The 23,164-nt window shown below is 42.3% G+C and carries 19 protein-coding genes; 8 read left to right on the top strand and 11 right to left on the bottom strand.

Features of this window, described 5'->3' with window-relative positions:
- Nucleotides 1-133 precede the first annotated feature (133 nt).
- From AAC978_RS15515 to AAC978_RS15505, 3 genes are all read left to right on the top strand, one after another.
- On the top strand, nucleotides 134-1,051 hold the full coding sequence (locus tag AAC978_RS15515; protein ID WP_341548979.1) for a tyrosine-type recombinase/integrase: 918 nt from the start codon (nucleotides 134-136) through the stop codon (nucleotides 1,049-1,051).
- On the top strand, nucleotides 1,044-2,147 hold the full coding sequence (locus AAC978_RS15510) for an IS91 family transposase (protein WP_341548978.1): 1,104 nt from the start codon (nucleotides 1,044-1,046) through the stop codon (nucleotides 2,145-2,147). The genes AAC978_RS15515 and AAC978_RS15510 overlap by 8 nt, the downstream gene beginning before the upstream one ends.
- 534 nt (nucleotides 2,148-2,681) lie before the next feature.
- Complete coding sequence (locus AAC978_RS15505) at nucleotides 2,682-3,602, top strand: FRG domain-containing protein (protein WP_341548977.1); 921 nt, start codon at nucleotides 2,682-2,684, stop codon at nucleotides 3,600-3,602.
- 327 nt (nucleotides 3,603-3,929) lie between these two features.
- Here the strand turns inward: AAC978_RS15505 and AAC978_RS15500 are convergent, their stop codons facing one another.
- Nucleotides 3,930-4,361: a PaaI family thioesterase gene (locus AAC978_RS15500; protein ID WP_341548987.1), complete on the bottom strand. Its 432-nt coding sequence runs from the start codon at nucleotides 4,359-4,361 to the stop codon at nucleotides 3,930-3,932.
- Between the two features lie 282 nt (nucleotides 4,362-4,643).
- On the opposite strand from AAC978_RS15500, the gene AAC978_RS15495 reads away from it, so the two are divergent.
- Nucleotides 4,644-5,480 carry a prohibitin family protein gene (locus AAC978_RS15495; protein WP_341548976.1) on the top strand — a complete coding sequence of 279 codons (837 nt, stop codon included), beginning with the start codon at nucleotides 4,644-4,646 and terminating at the stop codon, nucleotides 5,478-5,480.
- A gap of 123 nt (nucleotides 5,481-5,603) precedes the next feature.
- On the opposite strand, the gene AAC978_RS15490 is transcribed toward AAC978_RS15495, so the two are convergent.
- The 4 genes from AAC978_RS15490 to AAC978_RS15475 form a co-directional block, all read right to left on the bottom strand.
- Nucleotides 5,604-6,542, bottom strand: coding sequence for a hypothetical protein (locus AAC978_RS15490; protein ID WP_341548975.1), 939 nt, complete (start codon nucleotides 6,540-6,542; stop codon nucleotides 5,604-5,606).
- Nucleotides 6,543-6,610: 68 nt separating this feature from the next.
- Nucleotides 6,611-9,037 carry a DNA gyrase subunit A gene (gene gyrA, locus AAC978_RS15485; RefSeq protein WP_341548974.1) on the bottom strand — a complete coding sequence of 809 codons (2,427 nt, stop codon included), beginning with the start codon at nucleotides 9,035-9,037 and terminating at the stop codon, nucleotides 6,611-6,613.
- Between the two features lie 20 nt (nucleotides 9,038-9,057).
- The gene (locus AAC978_RS15480) at nucleotides 9,058-10,974 is read right to left on the bottom strand and encodes a DNA gyrase/topoisomerase IV subunit B (protein ID WP_341548973.1); all 1,917 of its coding nucleotides are present in this window, start codon (nucleotides 10,972-10,974) and stop codon (nucleotides 9,058-9,060) included.
- 289 nt (nucleotides 10,975-11,263) lie between these two features.
- Nucleotides 11,264-11,584 (bottom strand): YggT family protein, encoded by a 321-nt coding sequence (locus AAC978_RS15475; protein ID WP_341548972.1) that lies wholly within the window; start codon nucleotides 11,582-11,584, stop codon nucleotides 11,264-11,266.
- Nucleotides 11,585-11,792: 208 nt separating this feature from the next.
- On the opposite strand from AAC978_RS15475, the gene AAC978_RS15470 reads away from it, so the two are divergent.
- The 3 genes from AAC978_RS15470 (at nucleotide 11,793) to AAC978_RS15460 (ending at nucleotide 17,178) form a co-directional block, all read left to right on the top strand.
- Nucleotides 11,793-14,342, top strand: coding sequence for a cell wall-binding repeat-containing protein (locus AAC978_RS15470; protein WP_341548971.1), 2,550 nt, complete (start codon nucleotides 11,793-11,795; stop codon nucleotides 14,340-14,342).
- Between the two features lie 389 nt (nucleotides 14,343-14,731).
- Entirely contained in the window at nucleotides 14,732-16,390 is a 1,659-nt protein-coding gene (locus AAC978_RS15465) for an L-lactate permease (protein ID WP_341548970.1), read from the top strand.
- A 191-nt stretch (nucleotides 16,391-16,581) separates the two neighbouring features.
- Nucleotides 16,582-17,178 (top strand): xanthine phosphoribosyltransferase, encoded by a 597-nt coding sequence (locus AAC978_RS15460; RefSeq protein ID WP_341548969.1) that lies wholly within the window; start codon nucleotides 16,582-16,584, stop codon nucleotides 17,176-17,178.
- Here AAC978_RS15460 and AAC978_RS15455 read toward each other — a convergent pair.
- The 6 genes from AAC978_RS15455 to AAC978_RS15430 all read right to left on the bottom strand — a co-directional run bounded on the left by AAC978_RS15455 (nucleotide 17,148) and on the right by AAC978_RS15430 (nucleotide 21,568).
- Nucleotides 17,148-17,513, bottom strand: a complete 366-nt coding sequence (locus AAC978_RS15455) for a DUF4363 family protein (protein WP_341548968.1) — start codon at nucleotides 17,511-17,513, stop codon at nucleotides 17,148-17,150. The two genes, AAC978_RS15460 and AAC978_RS15455, sit on opposite strands and share 31 nt — an antisense overlap.
- A 12-nt stretch (nucleotides 17,514-17,525) precedes the next feature.
- Nucleotides 17,526-18,254, bottom strand: coding sequence for a DUF421 domain-containing protein (locus AAC978_RS15450; RefSeq protein WP_341548967.1), 729 nt, complete (start codon nucleotides 18,252-18,254; stop codon nucleotides 17,526-17,528).
- Nucleotides 18,255-18,433: 179 nt separating this feature from the next.
- The gene (gene zupT / locus AAC978_RS15445; RefSeq protein WP_341548966.1) at nucleotides 18,434-19,210 is read right to left on the bottom strand and encodes a zinc transporter ZupT; all 777 of its coding nucleotides are present in this window, start codon (nucleotides 19,208-19,210) and stop codon (nucleotides 18,434-18,436) included.
- Between the two features lie 202 nt (nucleotides 19,211-19,412).
- Nucleotides 19,413-20,645: a DUF438 domain-containing protein gene (locus AAC978_RS15440; RefSeq protein WP_341548965.1), complete on the bottom strand. Its 1,233-nt coding sequence runs from the start codon at nucleotides 20,643-20,645 to the stop codon at nucleotides 19,413-19,415.
- 11 nt (nucleotides 20,646-20,656) lie between these two features.
- Nucleotides 20,657-20,881, bottom strand: a complete 225-nt coding sequence (locus tag AAC978_RS15435; protein ID WP_341548964.1) for a DUF1858 domain-containing protein — start codon at nucleotides 20,879-20,881, stop codon at nucleotides 20,657-20,659.
- Nucleotides 20,882-20,992: 111 nt separating this feature from the next.
- Nucleotides 20,993-21,568: a hypothetical protein gene (locus AAC978_RS15430; RefSeq protein WP_341548963.1), complete on the bottom strand. Its 576-nt coding sequence runs from the start codon at nucleotides 21,566-21,568 to the stop codon at nucleotides 20,993-20,995.
- A 204-nt stretch (nucleotides 21,569-21,772) separates the two neighbouring features.
- Here AAC978_RS15430 and AAC978_RS15425 point away from each other — a divergent pair, with 204 nt between their 5' ends.
- Complete coding sequence (locus tag AAC978_RS15425) at nucleotides 21,773-22,945, top strand: TraB/GumN family protein (protein WP_341548962.1); 1,173 nt, start codon at nucleotides 21,773-21,775, stop codon at nucleotides 22,943-22,945.
- The last annotated feature ends 219 nt before the right edge of the window (nucleotides 22,946-23,164 follow it).

Genomic DNA, 23,164 nt, shown 5'->3' with positions numbered 1-23,164 from the left:
CATCCCCAATCGCCTGTCGCATAACGTCCCGAGGAGTCCCGCAGCGTCCCAACCACATGCATCGTCCTCTAGTTGCGGGACTCCTCTGTTGTACTAAACCGCTGCGCGGTGGCTTTTTTAAACCAAATATATAATGAGGCATGATATCATTCTTTTGCTAACCCGATTTTACTCAGAAAGGATGATTGTCATGCCTCAAAACTGTCAAATTCTCTCGCCTCATCTTCAGAAGATGAAAATTGAAATGGAACTCCGGGGGCTTTCTTCTCAAACCCAAAGACATTATCTCTCTCATTTAAGGATGCTCGAAAAACATTTTAACAAGCTTGCCCCAGAGGTCTCTCCCGATGAACTTAAACTCTATCTCTATTATCGCATTAAATCCGGGATTAGCTACAGTAATATTAACATTTCCTGTAATGCGTTTAAGCTCTTCTTTAATAAGGTTCTCAGCCTCAGTTGGTCGGATGATGTTATTGTTCGTCCTAAGCGACCTAAGTCGCTTCCCCATGTTCTTTCTCAGGATGAGATTCTAACCATTTTGCATCAAATAAACAATCTTAAGCATAAAACTATTCTTCTTACCACGTACTCTTCTGGCCTGCGAATTAGCGAGACCCTCAATCTTCGGGTCTCAGATATCGATTCTGAAAGTATGCTTATTCGCGTGAATCAAGGCAAGGGAAACAAAGACCGCTTAACCGTTCTTTCTCTGGAAAACCTAAAACAGTTGAGACTCTACTGGAAACTTTATCGTCCCAAGGATCTTCTCTTTCCAGGACCTATTGAGGGAAAACCCCTTGCCACAAGAAATATCCAACACGTTTTTCAGCAGGCGAAATCTAAATCTGGGGTCACGAAGCCGGGTTCTGTTCATACCCTTCGCCATAGTTTTGCTACCCATTTACTTGAGGACCGTGCTGATCTTCGTACCATCCAGATGTTAATGGGGCATAGTGATATTTCTACTACCTCTAAATATATTCATCTTTCTACGGCTCATCTGGCCTCGGTCAGAAGTCCCCTTGATCGTGGGGATTCCCATGCCTGAACTTCAAGATATCTTTAATCAGGTTCGCCTTAAGTCAATGTCCCCTGCTCAAGCCAAAGCCTTTCATATGATTCGCCGATGTCGGACTTCATCTATGGGATACCATTCAGAGGTTTGCACGGAGTGTGGTTCGGTCGATGTTGCCTACAATTCCTGTCGCAACAGGCATTGCCCTAAATGCCAACACTCGGTTCAAGAGCAGTGGGTTGAGGCTCAGATGGCCAAAATTCTGCCTGTTGGTTACTTCCACATTGTTTTTACTCTCCCTCAGGAACTGAACACCCTTGTTTTCCAGAATCAGAAACTGCTCTATTCTTTACTTCTTAAAGCTGCAAGTCATACCCTTGTTGAATTGGCTAAAGACCCTAAATTCCTCGGTGCAACCACTGGGGTGACTTCAGTGCTTCATACTTGGGGGCAGAATTTATCCTTTCATCCTCATGTTCATTGTATTGTCCCAGGAGGAGGGCTTTCTACGGACAGCCTTCGGTTTGTCCGATCAAGAAAGAAGTTCTTCATTCCGGTAAAAGTGGTTTCAAGAAAGTTTAGAGGAAAGTTTCTTTATCTTCTTAGACAGGCTTATGACAATAGAGAACTTGCCTTTTTTAATAATGCTACCCCGCTGTCGATTAGAGATAACTTTCTTACTCTCTTAGATGATTTATATTCTAAGGAGTGGGTTGTCTTTTGTAAGAAGCCTTTTAAATCCCCTGCTCATGTTGTGAAGTATCTGGGTCGCTATACTCACAGGGTGGCGATTAGCAATTCCCGAATTAAGTCCTTTGATGGAAAAACCGTGAGTTTTGCTTGGAAGGATTACAAGGATGGCAATAAGCCTAAGGTCATGACTCTGGATGCTTCTGAATTTGCTAGGCGGTTCCTCCTTCATGTTCTTCCCGACGGATTAGTGAAGGTTAGGCATTACGGCCTTCTAAGCAGCAGAAATATTGGAGTTAAGCTTTTGAAATGTATGTTTCTTACGGGAACTCAGCGTAAGAAACAACCCCCTCCTAAATACACGAAAACCTGTTGCGAATGCGGTGGTTCTCATTTTGTGACCCTTCTATTTCCCAAACTTTCATGTGCTAGTCCATGATTCTTGGCAACAGAATACTTCTTTAAATTGCCTCTTTATTGGGGAGGGGGAAAGTCTATCTATGCATGAGCATCTTCTCTGTTTCGAGGTCAATTTAAGGGCGATCACTCTCAGATTACTTTCATTAAGCAAATTTTAGCCTGGAGAGAAAAGATTGAATTCCCATAGACCGGCAATGCTCGGCAGACGCTTCAGTACAACAAGAGATTTATGATGTTCTTTAAATTGCATTGAGATACCGAGTGATATTAAGCCATTGATTTGATCGATGGCTTCTTCTATGTCTAGAGAACATCATAAATCTCTAATTAGTTATCCGATGCCGTACGCCCCCAAATTCAGAGGCCGCCATGGACGGCGGCCCTTGGGCTTCCGTATCATTTTAGCACGCTATATAAGAATAATGGAAGGTGAAGATTCTAAATGGAAATCGATTGAAATTGACTCATTCTGCCCTCTCCAAATTTCCTTTATAAGACCTTCATCACTTCCGCACTTACACCCACCTTCATATATTATAGGGGAGGTGGGGAAATGCATAATGTAATACAGCCTACAAGTACGGTTACTCAATGTGTGGCTCGGATTAAGAGTGTTGAAGAGTATCTAAATGCCGTAAATAACGCATTCCAGAGAATCTGCACCACGACTGGGAAATGTGAATTATGGTACCGCGGTCAAAACGAACTAAACCAACCATCAAAACCAGTTCCGTGGGATCTAATACCCAACATCGCTCGAAAACCACGTAATCCCCTCATGGAAATTATCTATCTATCTAAATTCAAGTCCTATGCAATTCCTTTTGTTCAGGGGTTGCCCTCTTTCCCAATACCGAATGGTCCAGCTGCTTATTGGCACTGGCTCTTTATAATGCAGCATTACGGGGTGCCGACCCGAATATTGGATTGGAGTCGTGACGCACTCACTGGCCTTTTCTTCGCATTGGATGGACGGACTGCCAACGATGGTCGACCAGATGCCGCTGTTTGGATTCTTAATCCCGTTCGGCTCAATGAAGCGTTCTCCTTCCATAGTTTTGTTACACCCGGCTATATCCCCAATGTCGATGAAGAAACTTTCAATCTCTACTTTGGACCCAATGCTGAAATCCTTGCCAACAAGAAACCTGCCGCTGCTATCGGTCCCTTAAACAACCCGCATATCGTCGCTCAAAAAGGTATTTTCACTGTATTTCCCCATGAGAAAGAAATTACCCCGCTAAATCTTATGCCAGACGCTTCAAACTATCTCCTTGAAATCTGTGTCGATGCTGCGAGCATTCCTTTAATCTCTGCTCAACTTGAGCGCTATGGTGTGACAAGATTTACGCTCTACCCAGATATCACTGAAGTTTCCCGTCAAATTAACCTTGAAGTCCAAGAGGAAGGCCAACTGTATGCTGCTGCCCCAAGCTCCATTCAAAATATTCCAAAGTCGAATGTTAAAATCTAAATAGGCAAAACACTGCCTCACTAATGTAGTAAGGCATTCATGAGTCGGGTGTTTAATGGACAAAATCCTACTGATGTGCAAAATCAGAAATATGGTAACAAGCTGTCAGTATCAATCACTTAAAAATAATTATAGTATTATTTCGACAGCAAATTGTCACTTCCTTTCTTTGTTACCAATTTACGTAATATCATCATCCTTTGAGTTCTGCATGATAGTTGGATAAAAATAAAAAGACACCCTAATATAATTACAATAAAAAAGCCCGATCCAAATTAGCAAGCGCTTGCCAATTTGGATCGGGCTTAGCTGGATAAATTCTTCTACTCACTCCTTTGGCCATAAAACCATTTGGGTGCATCGGAACATGGCAATTTTCTTACCGCTTTCTTCAGATGTGACTACTGCATCCCAAACCTGGGTTGTTCTGCCCATATGCTGTGCTGTAGCAACACAATGGATTTTTCCATCTCGTTGAGTACCAAGGTGATTACTTTTCAGTTCGATCGTTGTAAATCCCTGTGCTCCCTCGGGTAGATGAGCAACTGTCGCATATCCGCAACATGTATCAGCTAAAGCGACTATACTGGCTGCATGCAAATATCCATTAGGTGCCATATGAAAATGCTTTATTTCCATGCTACCGTTTAGTTTCCCTTCATCCAGGCTAACTATTTCTACATTTAACAATCCCGGCAAATATTCCTTTCCTAGACTATTGAAGTATTCAGCTGTAATTTCTTTGTGCAAATGCTTCATAATGTTCACCAGTCCTTTCAAACTAGCTTTGATATCTTAGTAATGAGAGACTAATAACAGTCATTAACAAACCTATAAACCAATATAATTGTAGTTTAAATAGACAATACTAGAGATGGCACTGTAAGTCAATCATTGGTTTCTGAATAATCTGACTTTAATACATTCTTTATTGTCTTCAGAGAAAGTATAAAAGTACCATAGATTTTTACTAACTGAGTAAGGTATAGTTAGAGAAGGAGTAATCTCTACATTAAAATAATGTTTAAGGGAGGATACGAATTGGATTCTGAAAAAGTTGTCAATATGGTCCCTAAGCTGAAAATGAACAAAAGCTTCATTACTTTCGGTATAGTGCTTGTACTTCTTGCCTTTCTAGCACTGGATGCCTTTGTCATTGTAAATGCCGGCCAAAGAGGCATTGTGCTACAATTAGGAGCTGTCCGTCCGGTCGTCTTAACGGAAGGTCTTCATTTTAAAATGCCTTTCATTCAAAGTGTGATTCCTGTAGATGTGCGGGTGCAAAAGTCTCAATCTGATCAAACTGCTGCGTCAAAGGACCTTCAAATCGTCACGACAACTGTTGCAGTTAACTTTCACCTTGACCCTAACCAAGTGAATTCTCTTTATCAAAATGTAGGGTTATCTTATGGTGAGAGAATTGTCGACCCAGCGATCGGCGAAGCAGTCAAGGCAATAACTGCTCAATATACTGCTGAGGAGCTGATCTCTAAACGTTCTGAAGTGAGTGCTAAGATCAAGGAGACGCTCTCGGCAAAATTAGCCACGTATTTTATGATTCTCGATGAAATTAATATTACTGAATTTAAATTTAGTGAAGAATTTAATAACGCTATCGAGCAAAAACAAATTGCCGAGCAGCAAGCCTTAAAGGCCAATCTCGATTTGCAAAGAATTGAAATTGAAGCCAAACAAAAAATTGAACAAGCAAAAGCAGAAGCCGAATCCCTCCGGCTTCAAAAACAAGAAGTTACCCCTGAACTCGTGAAACTAAGAGAAATTGAGGCCAAGATTAAAGCCATTGATAAGTGGGATGGTAAACTGCCGAATGTTACAGGTGGTGCTGTACCTTTTATCGACGTCAATAACGGGCAATAAGGTTTACACAAAATAGGATTTACAAAGCGGTTCTTGCACGATGAACTCAATAGTACATGTGCAAGAACCGCTTTATAATTTCACAATAATCTTAAACAAACTGTGGATTATAGCTATATCCTGTTATCCTGTTACGATTAAATTGCTTATTTCTGTATCAAGGACACCTAGTCGATCTTGGTCCTGTTCTTTTAGTTGGTCAAGTTTTTCAATTATAGTTTGGACCTGGCTTTTTGCATTCTCGATACTGGATTGAGATTCATTGATTCTAGTTTGCATAAACCAATCCGCTATTAAACCATCAAAGAAGAAATCCGCAAACTTTACGAAACCATCTGTTTTAAGATTGATATCTGTCCCAATTCGAATGTCTGTTAACTCGGTCTTAAACTCCCGTAGCAACATCTGAGCTTCCTCGATATCACTTTGGGCAGAATTAAGATGAGAATGTTTAGCCAGGTCAGATATCAATCCGCCCCCTAGTAGGTCCCATGTCCCCCACCCTGCTGCGCTTGAAAGGCTACTGAGAGCATTGTTTAAGCTTGATAGCACTCGTTCTCCAGCCAATAGAGCTTCGTCTATTTCCTTCAGATTAATCCTTTTGCGATTTGACTCATTGGTAAGCTCTAAAATCATTTGAGCCGTTTCAGCATTTTTCTCAAGGAGGTTTGTTCTCTTCTGAGCATAAAGAGCATCATAATCTATTTGGCACTGGAGGTAATTCGTCCGCTCTGAGGTCAACTTCGCGATACTAAAGTTTATATCCTTAATATCTTTGACTGCCTGAGTATATTTAAGCTCGGCGGCAAGAACTTCATTGCGTTCCTTCTCTATGCGTTCATCCAGACTCCCAATTATGGAGTAGAAAAAAGCGGCGAGACCTCTGTTTTGTAGTTTTTCTACATCGATGTTCTCTTTTTCCAGTGTGCGTTTTAGTTCATACTCATGAGCCTGCAACTCCTGGAGTTCCGCCTCCAGTTCCTTAAGCATAGCATCAATTTTATGGAGCCTCACAAGCCCTTGTTGAGCCAATTGCAGCTTATCGTTCAGTTCACGATTCACAACAAATCACCATCCTATCGATTAGTGGCAGAGCACAACCAGACATTGTGCCCTGCCACCGAATTTATCTAGATGACATGAACCACATAATCATTGATGATTACGTTGACTAACCCAACTCCACTCTTCGCTCTAGACTCAATTTTTAGTGACTTCGCCTCGATATTCGTCACGGTTCCGCTCTCTTGAATAATATGCAGGACCTTAGTATCATCGCCGTTAACTTGGACTGCAGAAACTATATACCCTGTTTTCTCTGCGTCGATCTTGGCGATAGCTATCCCTCTTCCGGAACGACCTTGGGATTTATACTCATCCAAGGAGGTCCTCTTGACATAGCCTTGATCTGTTACGGTTATTAGGTCCCCTGAATTCCCTTCCGTACTTCCTTGAAGCAACAGAGCATCGACAACGAAATCCCCGTCACTTAAGGTCATTCCCTTGACCCCTCGGGATTTGCGTCCCATGGGATTGACTTCTGATTCCGCAAAACGAATCGCTTGTCCTTGGTAGCTGGCGAGGAACAAATCAGCATCGCCTTCACTGAGGAATACCTTAACTATTTCATCCTGATCCTTTAAGCCCATCGCCTCAGGAGTTCGGGCATTGAGGAAATCGGTCACTGGACTCCTCATGACCTGACCATCCCTTGTGACGAACACAAAGTGCTGCCCCTCTTTTCCTTCTTTGAGAGAAACCATCGAAACAATCTGTTCATCCTCCGGTAGAGGGAAATAGTTATTGACGGCCCTTCCCTTCTCCTTAGCTCCGGCCTCAGGGATCAGTTTAGCCTTTGCATCATAGAACTTGCCATTTTGGGTGAAGAAATAAAGGGTGTCTTTTGAGGTGCAGGAGGCTTGATCGATGATGACATCGCCATCTTTAAAAGCGAAGACTAGAGCATTCATCTGGCTTTTTCGAGTTGGGGTTGGCATTTGCTTAATGAAGCCCTTTCTCGTTAAGAAAACCTCCATTGCCTTCTCAGGTTCTTCAAAAGCGCTAAAATCAATTTCCTCGCCAACATCCTCGGGAAGAATCAGGGTACGACGATCATCTCCGTACTTATCGGCAATCACCTTAAGCTCATCCTTGATAATAGCGTAGACCTTGTTGACATCTGCTAGAATGCTCTCCAACTCAGCAATTAACTTTAAGATATCTGCATATTCTTTACGAATGGAATCCAACTCGAGGTTGGTTAAATGCTGCAGCTTCATATCCAAAATTGCTTGGGCCTGGACATCTGTAAATTCAAAACGCGTGATTAAACCCGCTTTGGCGATCGAAGGATTTTTGCTGGAACGGATAATCGACAAGACTTCATCCAAATTGTTGATAGCGATAACTAAGCCCTCTAAGATGTGGGCTCGGGCTTTAGCTTTCTCCAGTTCATATTCTGTCCTGCGAATCACGACTTCCTTACGGTGTTGCAGGAACGATTTATTAATCTCTTTTAAGCCTAAGACCTTGGGGGTCCCTTCCTCTGTAATAACTAAGTTGATGATGCCAAAGGTCTCTTGGAGCTGGGTATATTTAAAGAGGAGCTTTAAGATCTTTTTCGGATCGGCATCCTTCTTACACTCTACCACAAGCCGAATGCCTTCGCGGTCAGATTCATCTCGGACTTCGCTGATGCCTTCAATTTTGCCATTTTCCGATTGAGTCTCAATCTTCGCAGCTAAGGTGGATTTGGAAACCTGGAAGGGAATTTCCGTAATTACGATCAGGGTTTTGCCATTCTTTCCAGGCTCCGTGACTGCTTTGCCTCGCATAATCACTTTTCCCCGACCTGTTCGATATGCATCAGTGAACCCTTGGGAACCGATAATTAGTCCCCCAGTAGGGAAATCAGGTCCTTTAACCTTCTCCATCAGCTCTTCAAGGGTAACCTCGGGCTTGTCGATTTGGAGAATCAGGGCTGACACAACCTCCCTTAAGTTATGGGGCGGGATATTGCTGGCCATCCCTACAGCAATTCCGGAGCCTCCATTGACCAATAGATTGGGAAACGGGCTAGGCAAGACGATGGGTTCTTTCAATCGTTGATCATAGTTTGGTTTAAAAGGGATGACGTTTTTCTCAATATCTTGAGTTATCATCTGGGAAAGATGGGTCATCCGCATCTCCGTATAACGCATTGCCGCGGCACTATCACCGTCGATGGAGCCAAAATTACCTTGCCCATCAATTAGTGGATATCGGGTAGCCCAAGGCTGAGCCATTCTTACAGCAGCATCATAGATAGAGGAATCGCCATGGGGATGGTATTTTCCCATACAATCCCCCACCAGACGTGCGGATTTGCTATAGCCTTTATCCGGATGCATGCTGAGTTCATCCATGGAGTAAATAATCCGGCGATGGACCGGCTTGAGACCATCTCTCACATCAGGGACAGCCCGTTGTAATATGACATGTTTTGAATAGCCAAGGAAGCTCTCGGGAAGAACCTCTTCCAAGGAGCGTTGGGTTACATTTTCTTCAAGTATACTCATGCTTTCACCTCAACTCGAATTTACATATCGTCTTCAGTAAATACGATATTATCCATTAAAAATTCTCGGCGAGGATCCACTTGTTCGCTCATGAGAATCTTCAGCTTTCGTTCGGCCTCAAGGGCATCATCAATAGTAACTTGAATCATCCTTCGATTGACAGGATTGAGGGTGGTTTCCCAGAGTTGTTCTGGATTCATTTCACCTAATCCTTTATAGCGCTGAATCTTGGCGTTTTTGCCTAATTCCTTCATAGCATCTTTCAGCTCGTCCTCATCATAGGCATAACGGACTAACTTACCTTTTTCCTTTTCTACCTTATACAAAGGAGCCTGGGCAATATAGACCCTTCCACTCAGGATGAGTGGCTTCATATAGCGAAAAAAGAAGGTGAGCAATAAACAGCGTATATGAGCTCCATCGATGTCCGCATCGGTCATGATGCAAACCCGAGCATAATTGGACTTATCTACTTCGAATTCTTTCCCAACTCCTGCCCCGATAGCTGTGATCATACTGCGTATTTCTTCATTCTCCAGAACCTTATCCATCTTAGCACGATAGGTATTAATAACTTTTCCTCTTAAAGGAAGAATAGCTTGAAAGCGGCGATCTCTTCCCGACTTGGCCGATCCGCCTGCACTGTCACCCTCCACTAAGTAGAGTTCATTGCGATTCCGATCCTTTTCGCTGCAAGCTGCTAACTTCCCACTCAGAGCCTTTACTTCAGCGTCCCGAGCCTTCTTTTTTAACTCTTTCGCCCGCTTCGCAGCTAAACGCTCTAAACAAGTGGTTAGAGCGCGATTAATGGCCTCCTTTGCGACATTGGGGTTTTGTTCAAAAAAGTTGCTGATTCCTTCGTTGGTAAGAGATTGGACAATTCCTTCCACTTCCATATTAGATAGCTTGGTTTTTGTCTGCCCTTCGAACTGGGGCTCCCGTACTCTCACTGAGAGTACACAGGTCAAGCCATCCTTTAAATCATCTCCAATAAGACTTTCATCTTTCTTGAATAAATTGTTTTTCTTGCCATAGGCATTAAAAACCTTGGTTAAGGCCGTACGAAATCCAGACTCGTGAGTTCCACCTTCATCGGTGGGGATATTATTAACATAAGAACGTAAGTGCTCAACTTCCCCATCGTTATATTGAATAGCACATTCAACGATGACGTCTTCCTTTTCTCCTTTAAAATGAATGGGCTTTTTATGTACGGCATTGAAATCGGATTCTTTATTAAGGTGTTCGACAAAACCGATGACTCCATTTTGAGATTGGAAGGTTTCACTTCTCTGTTCTTTACGGTTATCGGTCAAAACGATCATAAGACCAGGATTTAGAAAGGCAAGCTCCATCAATCTGCTACGAAGTATATCAAATTTAAAATTAATACTCTCCTTAAAAATTTGCGAATCCGGCTTAAAGGTTACTTGAGTGCCACTTCCTTTAACACCTTTTTTCACCACATTAAGATCGGATTTCAGTTTCCCCCCATTTTCATACTCAAGACGGAAGATCTTACCTTCGCGGCTGACTTCCACCACCAGAAAAGTCGATAGCGCATTGACAACGCTGGCACCAACCCCATGAAGACCTCCTGAGGTTTTGTAAGCATTACTGTCAAATTTCCCCCCGGCATGAAGCTGTTCAAAAGCAAGTCGCACAGCTGGGATTTTTTTAATCGGGTGGATATCAATAGGAATACCACGACCATTATCCTTCACAGTTAAGGAACCATCCGAGTTGAGTGTAACATCAATCCGAGTGCAGAAACCTGCCCCTGCTTCATCGATGGCATTATCAATAATCTCCCATGCGCAATGGTGTAAGCCCTTGCTGCCAATAGAACCAATATACATACCTGGACGTTTGCGTACAGCTTCCAAACCTTCCAGAACTTGAATCGACTCTGCATTATAGTTTGAATCCATGGACAAAGTGGTTCCTCCCTTTCGATATCTGACACGGATATCTTACGTTATACTTCAATAATTAGCAAAAGAAATCAAAGATGGCAAGCTTTATTATTATACCATACAGTCTTTTATCGAGTATTTTTCTCTTTAATAATAGCCTCAGCCTAATTCAGACGGTTATTCGATAGGTTATTAGATGCATTATTAGAGGCGTTATTTAGATAGACAGTCATTAGAAAAAGCCCGCCAAACAATGCGGGCTATTTTATAGTCTACCAGTTTCGGTTTTAGTTTGTCAAAACACCTTAGATCAAACCTTATTTGGGCGTCTAAGGATTTCCACGAGCTTGACTATTCCCCAGGCAATCACAGCATAAACAAGCATCGCTACGAGGTTCGCAGGTTCAATAACGGCCTGAGTTTCAACACCCCGAGCGGAGGCTGTGCGAAATATCCCTATAAATGGACTTAAGAAAATACTGGTCATGGTATAAATCCCTGACACGAAGCCACTGGCTGGATTCGCCCCTAAGAGTTTAAAGATGAAGCGAAAAGCTAACAGCACTTCTATGACACCGAGTATGTAATAGACTATTCGTTTAATGGATTGGATCTCTTCAGTATGATTCATTGTCTTCTCACACTCCAAACATTTTTTTTGTTAGTATGTGAGATAACCACATCACATTATGTATATTTAAAGGCAGCTACTTTTTCACATTTGAGTTTTCGACGAAATCATGGGCCTTTTTTCCTATTTTGTATCTTTTACTCTTAATCCAGACAAGTATTATGGTATAATCGACATGCAGACAAGATGTTTGGGAGAGGATAAGATAGTGAAAAAAGTAATAATGACCATTCTCGTTTCACTTACCTTTGTGTTGAGTACTTCTACAGTTGCTTCCGCAAGCCCCTTGGCTTACCCCATTGAACGAATAGCAGGGCAAGATCGTGTTGAAACAGCCCTTAGTATATCCCAAAAAGGTTGGACAACGGCTGAGACCGTAATTTTGTGCGAATACGGCGACTATCCTGATTCCATCGCTGCTACACCCTATGCCGTAAGCCTTAATGCCCCCATTCTGCTAACCCAAGGCAATGGGCTGGATTCCCGGGTAAAAGAAGAGCTCATCCGCTTACAGCCCCAAAAAGTAGTTCTTTTAGGAGGGACTGGCGTTCTTAAACCTTCTATAGAGCAAGAGTTAGGTAAATTGGATCTTTCCGTTGAAGTGGAGCGGATCGGTGGTACGAACCGCTACGATACCTCCATCTTACTGGCGCAACGAGTGCCTAGTGATACTGTCATTCTAGCTAATGGAGATGATTTCCCAGATGCCTTATCCGCAGCAAGCTTTGCCGGCATCAAACAAATCCCCATCGTTCTTACTTCAAAGAAAATTCCCGAATTGGTCCTAACGTATTTGAATGAAACTCAACCCAGTGAGATTATCGTCATCGGTGGCGAAGGAGTTATCCCCTCCGCCGGGCTCACTGATAATGGCTTTACAATCACAACTCGCCTCGGAGGGCAAAATCGCTATGAAACCAATGCCTCCGTGGCCTCCCATGTGAAAGATGCTTATGCGACCGACGATCTCTTCCTCGCCTCAGGCATTACCTTTCCCGATGCAGTGGCGGGAACTGTTCTTGCAGCCAAAGCGAAGGCTCCCCTCCTTCTCACTGAAAAGCAAGATGTTCCTTCCCCCGTTTATACTTACATGCGTGAACACATGAAAGTTGAGCCACCGCGAAAGATCGTGGAAGCACCAAAAAACAAACCACAGCAAGCAACCATCATCCCCTCTGGAGGACTTAACCTACGTGACACTCCCTCCTCTTCAGGCGTAAGGATTATTACTATTCCTCATGGAACTACCCTCACCCTTCTCGAAGAAACAAATGGATGGTACAAGACCTCATTTGAATCACATACCGGCTGGGTTTCCGCTGAATACATAACACTTATTGATCAAACCGCTCCAACTCAGCAGAATCCGCCGGCTGCTCCCGATAAAAAGCGTGAAGGAACGATCACCCCCTCAACTGGACTCAATCTTCGACTGACTCCCTCCTCTACCGGGGAAAAATTAGTCACAATACCTAAAGATACAACCATTCAGATCCTCGAGGAACAAACGGGTTGGTATAAAACCACCTATCAATCACACACGGGTTGGATTGCTGCAGAGTATGTAGCTCTGACTTCCTCTGCTACTGAGGAGACCGGCACAGCTCCGCTCAAAAGTGGTCTAATTACAGCCGCTAACGGTTTAAATCTTAGAGCTACTCCCTCTTCTTCAGGAGAGAAGCTAATTACCGTTCCTTTGGACACGATTATTGAAATTATCGCCGAAGAAAATGGTTGGTATAAATTGACCTATCAATCTCACACTGGCTGGGTAGCCGGAGAGTACGTGGATATCGTAGAAAACAACAATAACGATACCAATGGAAGCTCTGACGCAGTTCCTGTTGAGAATGAAGATCCTAGTCCCGATGATTCTATACCTGAGATATCTATAGATCTAAGTGTCAATGGAACAGTCTTCATCTTAGGTGGATCCGGAGTTATTAGCCCAACCACCCAATCAATCATTGAAGGCAAAACCCAATCAAAGCATCCCGAAAATCTACGAGAGTTTCCTGCCCTGCCATCGAAAATCAAAACTGAAGAAGAGCCACCCCAGAGCGGTGAAGTTCCAGGAACTACACTCCCCCCTGAATCTGATGATTTAGTTTATGACCCATCTCAAGAAGTTTTGGTCGATCCTTTTGCCGGTATTCCCGAGCTAGCCTTAGCCGGAAAAACGATTATGATTGACCCAGGCCATGGTGGCCCAGATGTGGGTGCTGTCGGCCCTTCTAAAACTTATGAAAAAGATAATACCCTAGGGATTGCCTTGGCACTAAAAGATATCTTAACTCAGGCGGGGGCCGAAGTTCTTATGACTCGCGAAGAAGATTGTTCTCCTGCTGCAAAATATACTGAACTAGAGGATCTGAAAGCCCGCGTAGCTCTAGCAAATTCTTATAATACCGATCTATTCATCAGCATCCATAACGATGCTTTCACAAATCCTGACACAAATGGTACTTCAGTTTATTATTCCTCTGCGAATCCCAAAAGGAATGAAAGCCTTCACCTTGCCAGCAGTATCCGTACTGCTGTCATCGGTACCCTAAACAGCAGAGACCGTGGAGTAAAACAGGCAGCATTCTACGTTCTCAAAAACACGAAAATGCCGTCGATTCTATTAGAAACTGCTTTTATTTCCAACACATATGAAGAAGCACGTCTTCAGAACCCTACTTTCCGACAAAACGTTGCAGCTGGTATATTCCGTGGCATCTATACTTTTTACACCACTCCTCTGCCTAAGGACTAACGGCAAATTTATATGACTCATAAGAGTGAATAAATCGACCAATTTGATTTATTTACTCTTTTTTTTATATGCTTATTTATATAGGATTCATCATTTATATAACTAAGAATCTGTTTTTCTACTTTTTCGAATCTCGAAATTTATCAAATTTACTTTAGAATTGTCGATGTAAATATATTGACTAAATCTAAAAACAATTTAAAATAGTAAGTGATGGATAGTACTAACTATATAACCTTGGTGGTTAGACCACTCAACCATCGACAACTTAGTCCTTGTTCTCACAAAGTACAAGGATTACCTTAGAAAAAAGGAGGATTTTTGTATGGGACCATAGCTACATAAATAATTAGGTTACAACTGAATAGAAGAAGTTGGAGGCGATTTTGATGGCATGGACACAAAACTATAGTGCTCTAGGTGATAATATATTTCTTACTGCGTTAGTCGTCGCTATCCCTATATTTTTCCTCTTCTGGGCCTTAGCTATTAAAAAGATGAAAGGTCATATTGCTGGGGTTTTAACTCTTCTCATTGCTTTTGTAGATGTCGTACTGGTTTATGGTATGCCCGTAAATGTAGCGTTCTCGGCTACAATTCTTGGTATTATGAATGGTTTATTTCCTATCGGCTGGATTATCATAACCGCAGTATTTTTCTATAACCTGACCGTCGAGGCAGGAGCATTTGAAGTTATTAAAAGCTCGATTGCATCCTTATCCAGTGACCGTCGCCTTCAAGCACTACTTATTGCTTTTTCCTTCTCTGCCTTCATGGAAGGTGCCGCTGGCCAAGGTGCTCCCGTTGCAGTAGCTGCCGCCATCCTGATTGGCTTAGGCTTCCCTGCCCTACCAGCAGCTGTTATCTGCTTAGTTGCTAACGTTCCTCCAGTACCCTTCGGACCTGTGGGAACTCCGACCATCACAATGGGCAAAGTTACAGCTATGAACGATGCTGTACTGGCTCATGGCTTAGCAGTCAATATGTCCTTATTCTGCATTATCATCCCCTTTGCTATGCTTTTAGTCCTTTGTGGTTGGAAAGCAACCAAAGAAGTTATCCCTGCCGCTCTTGTCAGTGGTATCAGTTTTGCCATCCCCTTCTATTTCCTCGCCAAATTCAATGGACCGATGCTCCCTAGCGTCGTCGGCTCTGTTGTCTCCATCATTTGTACCGCTCTTTTCATTAAAGTTTGGTCACCTAAAACCATCTGGCGTTTTGAAAACGACCCTGAAACTCCTAAAGATAGTCAGCACAAGTACACAGGCGGACAAATCTTCAAAGCTTGGTCCCCTTATCTGGTCCTGATGACTTTAATGGGTATCTGGGGTACTCCTCAATTCAAGAGTTTTGCAGCTAACGATCTTCAGTGGTTTATTAATATTAAAGAATGGCCAGGTCTTCATGGCTTTGTTATGCAAGCTGCCCCAATCGTCGCTGAACCCAAACTCTATGCTGCAAGCTATAAATGGGATATTTTCGGTTATGCCGGAACAGCTATGTTGATCGCTGCGGTCATTACCCTATTTATCTTGAAGATTTCCCCTTCTACCGCTGTAAAAGTCTTTGGTAGAACCATGAAACAATTAGCTTATTCTCTAATTACAGTTATGTCAGTACTTGGACTTGCTTGGCTGGCCAATTACTCCGGTATGTCCTTTACACTTGGTTTAGCTTTTGCTTCAACTGGCATTCTGTTCCCCTTCTTCTCGCCGGTCCTCGGCTGGCTTGGTGTGTTCCTCACCGGTTCTGTAACCTCTTCCGGTGCATTGTTTGGAATGCTCCAAAAAGTTACCGCAACTCAACTTGGTTTGAATCCTGTTCTAACCGTAACAGCCAACTTGCTTGGTGGATCAATGGGTAAGCTGATCTCTCCACAGTCCATTGCCATCGCCTGTGCTGCTACTGGCTTGATAGGTAGTGAGAACCAGATCTTCCGTAAAACGGCAAAATACTCTGTTTATCTACTCCTCATCGTTATGGTGATTATCTTCCTAGAAGCTTATCTACTGCCCGGAGTCATGCCGACTATTGCCAGTGGCAGTTGATCCAGTCAGTTGATCTAGTCTTCCCAATTTGTTAATTTGATCGATCTATATTGCCCTTCTAGCATTTAGCTAGAAGGGCAATTTTGTTATTGATTTTTCTTGTTGCTCCAGTTATTCTATTTATTATATATAAAAATTGACTCCTGAGGTGTTTAGGAGCTTGATTTTCTCTAAAAGGAGTAACGAAGATAATGGATCTCTTACAGAAAAAAATAAAAGCTTACGGAATAATTCATGAGAATCGAATCATTCAAGTGGACAGTTTCTTGAATCATCAATTAGACATAGAATTGTTTAATGAAATGGGTAAAGAGTTTAAGCGCCGCTTTGCTAGCAAAAAAATCACCAAAATCCTCACGATTGAGACTTCTGGGATTGCCATTGCTAGCATCGCATCACAATATTTCGGGTATGTGCCCGTAGTATTTGCCAAAAAGCATGCCGGTTTAAATATGAGCGAAGATGTATATTCGGCCCAGGTTTTTTCATATACAAAAAATCAGGAATACACAATTAAGGTTTCGAAGGACTTCTTGAGTCCCAACGACACAATCTTAATTATTGATGATTTTCTGGCCAGTGGTGCAGCACTTATGGGCTTATTAGACTTGCTCAACCAAAGTGGTGCAACGGTCGCGGGTATTGGCATCGCTATCGAAAAAGGATTTCAAGGCGGACGGCAGCTCATCGAAGAACATGGCATTCACTTGGAGTCCTTAGCTATAATTGAAAAAATTGAAGATGGACAAGTCTACTTTCACTCTCCTAAATCTTCCCAGTGTTCATAAGCCTGATACGATAACTGGAGTCCACTGGATTGATCTTGGGCTTCGATAGCTCCCTTTAGACTGGCAATGCTCAAGGATAGGCCTTCGATCTCATTGCGTTCCGCACTAAACTGGACTCGTTTAATTACTTTATCCCAGTCCTTGGACAGGTTATCCCAATGATTACTCGCAGAATCCCAGTTTTCATTTTTTATATCCTGAACAATCATCTCAATAGTCTTAGGTATCCCAACTTCATTGCCTAGTGGGCGTTTCAATACATTGCCACCTTGCATGATAAGAATAAACAAGATAATGGTAACAACAGGGATGCTAATTACTAGGAATTTTCTCATCACTATCTCTCCTTAGTAAGGCCCTTTATAGTCTCCTATATCCAAAACGCTTTGTAAGCGGTCCTGGTAACGATCCACATAAAGATTGCCTGCAGGGTTTAGCGAAGCATAAAATACTTCGGAAACATCATGGATACCCTGCTTTTTTAACTCTTTTATAAGCCATTTCTTATCTTTTTTCAGCTGTCTTAGGTTTTGTTCGATTAGGATGCCGTCGTAGATTAGTTCAGAACTAATTCCTGAAGAAGATACTTTTATCTTCATATCTTGAGGAGTTAGGGGCAAGTGTTCTGGTTTTTGCAGCACAGAAAGCTGACCATTGGGTTCTAAAATGGCAAATTCTACTTGCTTGACATCGAATATCCCCTTATTGCGGAGAAGTCCCATGATTTCGGATACAGTGTATTTCATCTTTTTCATTACTTCTTCCATAATCTTGCCGTTCATAATCACTATGACCGGTTCTCCTTCAAGGAACTTTGAGGCATAACGCCATTTTACTGTAATCTTTTCCATGATGAATCCTAATGCTGACCATGAAGCTAAAGCTACCCAATGTGGCCAAGCCCTACTGGATAAATCCGTTGCCAAGCTCGCTGCCATGGAGCCAATGGTAATACCCAGCACATAATCGAAAAAAGTCAGCTGACTGATTTGGGATTTTCCAATGATTCTTGCAAAAATTAACAATGAGAAGAATCCGATTACTGATCGTACTACAACAACTAAGCCCTCACTCATGCATAACACCTTCAAAAGTTATTTACCTTAAGTTATTATCCGTCTTAAGAAGGGTTTTATGCTTGAAACTTCTCAGGGTTGGCAGAAAACAAATAGCCCCTACGCAGTTTATAAAGCTGCTTAGGGGCTAAAATTCATTATTACTCGAGAAGATTACAATAGGAGAAGTTATTTTTACTCTAGAAGATATGACTTAAGGGCATAACGATGATTCCTGAGAATGTAGCATATAAAGCAAGCCTTTGATGACCATATTGACGTGAAGAAGGAATCAATTCTTCAATAGCAATATAGATCATAATTCCCGCTACAATTGCAAAAATTGCACCCAAGTTAAAGCTGTTGATAAAAGGTCGTAGGACCAAGAAGGCTAACAAGGCACCTATCGGCTCAGCCATTCCGGATAGAAAGGTGTATTTTAACGCTTCTTTCTTTTTTCCAGTTGCATAGTAAATTGGCATGGCCACTGTGATACCTTCAGGGATATTGTGCATGCTTATAGCTACAGCAATGGAGATTCCCATCGCCAAATCTTCATAGCCCGCACTAAAGGTTGCTATCCCTTCTGGGAAGTTATGAAACATGATGGCCAGCATCGAAACAAAGCCAACTCGATAAAGATTTTGGTGCGGTTTATCGTTTTCACTAGAATCTGTCTTTTCATGAGGCACAAAATTATCGATTCCCAAGGCAAAGAGAATTCCTAATAATAAGAATGCGATAGAAACAATGACACCCAGTCTATTACCCAAGTACTGAACCAAAGAAGCCTGACTCTGGGCCCATAAATCCAAAAATGATACAGAGAGCATCACCCCTGCCGCAAAACCCAAGGAAGCAGATAATATCCTTTCGCTTTTCGATTTCGTAATAAAAATAATAGCTGCTCCTAATAAGGTGGCCATCCCTGCAATCAGGGATAATAAGAGTGCTATAAGTGCGCGCTCGTCAAACATAACTACTCTCCTCTTCATAACTTACCAGCTATAATCGCTTCCTCAAATCATTCTATAGAGTTTAGATTAAAAGAGCAACAAAATATCGCAATGCAATATGTTAAGTACAAGCCTCCCCACAACAACTGCACGTACCAAGGGAAAAGCCCCCAAAGAAAGAGCTTACACTGCTTTCTTGAGGGCGTTATGCTTGTTCTTCGCTTTACTCAGATATTAATCTCTTCTCTCCTGTTATCTCTTGAATAGGTTTGATGTCCTGGGTCACTTCCATGATGCCCAAGTACTCCCCTTCTGCATTTCGAACTGCATAATAGCGAATCAGGGCATACTTATCACCCATTTTAATCCAGAAGTCTTCTTGATCTTTCTTACCGGATTTGAGCTCTTCGACTATTTTTTCTACCACATGAACACTAGCCGGTGGATGGCAGTTTTCAACCTTGCGTCCCAGCACGGTTTTGGCACGGGCGAAGATCCTCTCTTTACCTTGGGTAAAATACTTTACAGTGCCATCACTACCAACAAAGGTTATATCCAATGGCAAGGTGTTCATAATCGCGTTTATCTCTTCAGGCAACAGTTTTCCGGCGTCAAATTCAACAAGTCCATCATGAGCCGGTTTCTTATCCTGTTGTCCATTATTTTGAAGACCATGAACTTGACTTGGCTTCCAAGCACCTTGAGGCGCTTCAATCAGGCAATAGCCAATTTCACTACTGGCCTCGGCAATTGAGGCCCACTCATCATTAGAGAATGTCTCCAGGATCATGGGAAAAAGAATGTTTTCTTCTTTAAAAATCATCTCAGGAACACGGGTTACAACATCCTGAGCCTTCTCTACAATCTCATTTTTATTTGGTGATTCGCTGGCCAGAAGTTGACGTGTTTCTTTAATGACCGCCCGGATTTCATCATCAACTCCCCACATGACTTTGGGTGGAGCCGTAATCCCATGCTTCTCCATGATCGGGAAAAGCAGATTTTCCTTACGGCTATAATGTTTGTCGATCTCCCATAGCTCCTTAAAAGCTTCCTTAAGAACCCTCAGATTATCTATATTACCATCTGAAGCATATTGATCGAGCTCGGGAGTGATGATATTTTTCAACAGGGACTCAAGGGCCTTGTTTTCCAGTTTAAAGGTGTGTATGGGATGACCGGATTGGGAATCCTCGTTATGAGGTGCATGAATTTCTTGGATAGATCCTTCAAAGACCGCAGCATGGACATCACATAGATTCTGAATTTCTTCCACTGGCATTCCTTCTTGGATCAGGGCTTGTTCCATTTGCGAAATTTCGGTAGCCGAAACCCCTTCGATGAGCTTAGCAAACCGCTCCTTGACTTCTTCAACAGTTTTTCCATTATGCAGTTCCAAAATCAACTCTCTGAGGACTTTTTGGCGTTGTTCTCGATTATTAATCAATTCACTCATGGTATTCACTCCTATTCACTTATTTCAAAGCCTTTTTCGGCAAAGGTTTCTTTAATCTGATCCATGTTGATTCTTCGTATCGCTGCTCCCTTAGGAATTGTCATAAATCGTCCGGCAGTATTAATCATTCCAGGGTTAGCAATTTCTTTGAAGCCTATTTCTTTCATGATCTCCGCAACTTCGGGATACTCCGAACAAATTTCATGAACTGATTTCGATAAATCAATCATTTTCATTTGAACCACTCTCCTATAAAACCATTATACAGCTTAGTATATATTCAATCTGTGATTTCACTCATAGAGTGATGATATTTTTAGCATATTTTTCATGCACTCTTTTTAGATCTATTCCTTTTCGTAAACTATGACTCTCCGTAAAAAGTAATACCCTATTGCTGTGATCAAGGCAGTCACAGCACCTACCATTAAGTCAGACATCGTGTCTTCCAACCCGCCCTTCACCATTTTTACGGGAAACACTATGTCCCCGAGATACTCAAATATCTCCCAGATAGCACTACAAGCTACAGAAAAGCATAAAGAGATTAGCCCAAGAAATACAGTGAACCTAGCCTTCGATAGTTGATCATCTTTTCTAAAGCTTGAGTTAAAAATATAGAGGGCAAAAAGTACAGCCAAAGAACCAAAAGCTCCGTGAAGAAAAACATCCCACCACCAAAAGGTTTGATAAAACTTCTTTACCTCGCCTTGATATTGAGCCAGAAAGATAAAAACAACTCCATTAAAAAGGAATCCCGGCGGGAGCTTAAGCTTCACTCGATTACATAAAGTATTGATCAAAAATGGGACGGTAAGAGTTGCCAGAGCCAAAGTAGCTGACCCTAAATCCTTCCATTGCTGTCCCCATAATGCATGTAGCCCACTACTCATGATAATCAACACGAAGACCAGAAAGATCATCTTAGTTAACCTACTCGCCCTGCTCATCTGTCCTCTCCTTCGGCACCATCACGATTTTTCGCAACGTTTTATAGTCTGCCCCTCTGAAAGGTTAAAATTCCACCACCAACTCTTTTACAATCAGCCCTGTAAAGGATACAATAATAGTTGTATAATAATATGAAATAACCCAATTTCGATCTAAGACGTAAAAGGAAGGTATCTATGACTATAGAGAACGAAAACATTACCCGCTTGAATTTCGAGGGTAAAGAGATTATCTTAATTGGTACTGCCCATGTGTCAAAGCAAAGTGCCGATTTAGTTAAAGAGGTCATTGCAACCGAAAGGCCGGATTCGGTCTGTATTGAACTTGATGAACAACGTTATAAATCCATACTCGATGGCAGTAAGTGGCGTGAAACCGATATCTTTAAAGTCATTAAGGAAAAAAAAGCGACTCTTCTTCTCATGAACTTAGCACTCTCCTCTTTTCAAAAGCGTTTAGCCAAGGAATTTGGCACCAATGCCGGTCAAGAAATGCTACAAGGAATCGAGTCTGCTAAAGAAGTGGGAGCCGAGCTAGTGCTAGCCGATCGAGATATTCAGATTACTTTCTCCCGTATCTGGCATAATGTAGGCTTCTGGGGAAAATGCAAGCTTCTTGCGGAAATTATCGTCAGTATTTTCGATGATCAATCCATCTCCGAGGAAGAGATGGAAAAGCTTAAATCTACCGATATGCTCAATAGTATGTTAAAAGATTTTACGGAGAGCTTTCCAAAGTTAAAAACGCCCTTGATCGATGAGCGTGACCAATATTTGTCCCAAAAAATCAAAGAAGCCCCTGGAGAGAAAATCGTAGCTGTCTTAGGTGCGGCACATGTTCCCGGAATTAAAGAAGAAATCTATAAAGATCATGATTTGAGTAAGTTAACTGAACGTCCTCCCAAGTCTATCGTTCCCAAAATATTAGGTTGGTCTATCCCAGCCCTCATTATAGCCTTGATTGTCTATACGTTTTACACTAATCCCGATGCCGGTATGCAACAGACCCTAAGTTGGATCCTTTGGACTGGTATTCTTTCGGCTATAGGAACCGCCTTAGCCTTTGGTCATCCCATGGCTATTCTGACAGCCTTCTTAGCCGCCCCTATCGCAGCCTTACACCCTCTAATCGCTGCCGGTTGGTTTGCAGGGTTAGTTCAAGCCTATTTCAAACGCCCCAATGTAGGCGATTTCGAGAAGCTTTCTGAGGACATCTTAAGCGTTAAAGGCTTTTGGAATAATAAAGTAACACGCATTCTTCTGACGATTGCTTTTGCTAATATAGGAAGTGCTACGGGAGCCTTTATCGGTGGAGCAGATATCGCCCGCTTATTTTTTCAGAACCTGTAAACTTCAGCTGCTGCGGAAACAAGTGCGTTAGCCATGGAGCCACCGAGCGGTGCGGATGTTAACGATAAATCTTAGCTGTATGCAATTCCAATAGCGAAAAATTGAGCCACGCTTATCTGCAGTTCACCAGATAGCGTGGCTCTTAACTATGATGGACGATTATCCTCATCAAATTCTTCATCCAAGCGCCGTTCAATCTGATCATCCGTCAAATCAAAT

It is taken from the genome of Desulfitobacterium sp. THU1 (assembly GCF_038181555.1).
GTDB lineage: Bacteria > Bacillota > Desulfitobacteriia > Desulfitobacteriales > Desulfitobacteriaceae > Desulfitobacterium.
This window is presented reverse-complemented; position numbering and strand designations above follow the sequence as displayed.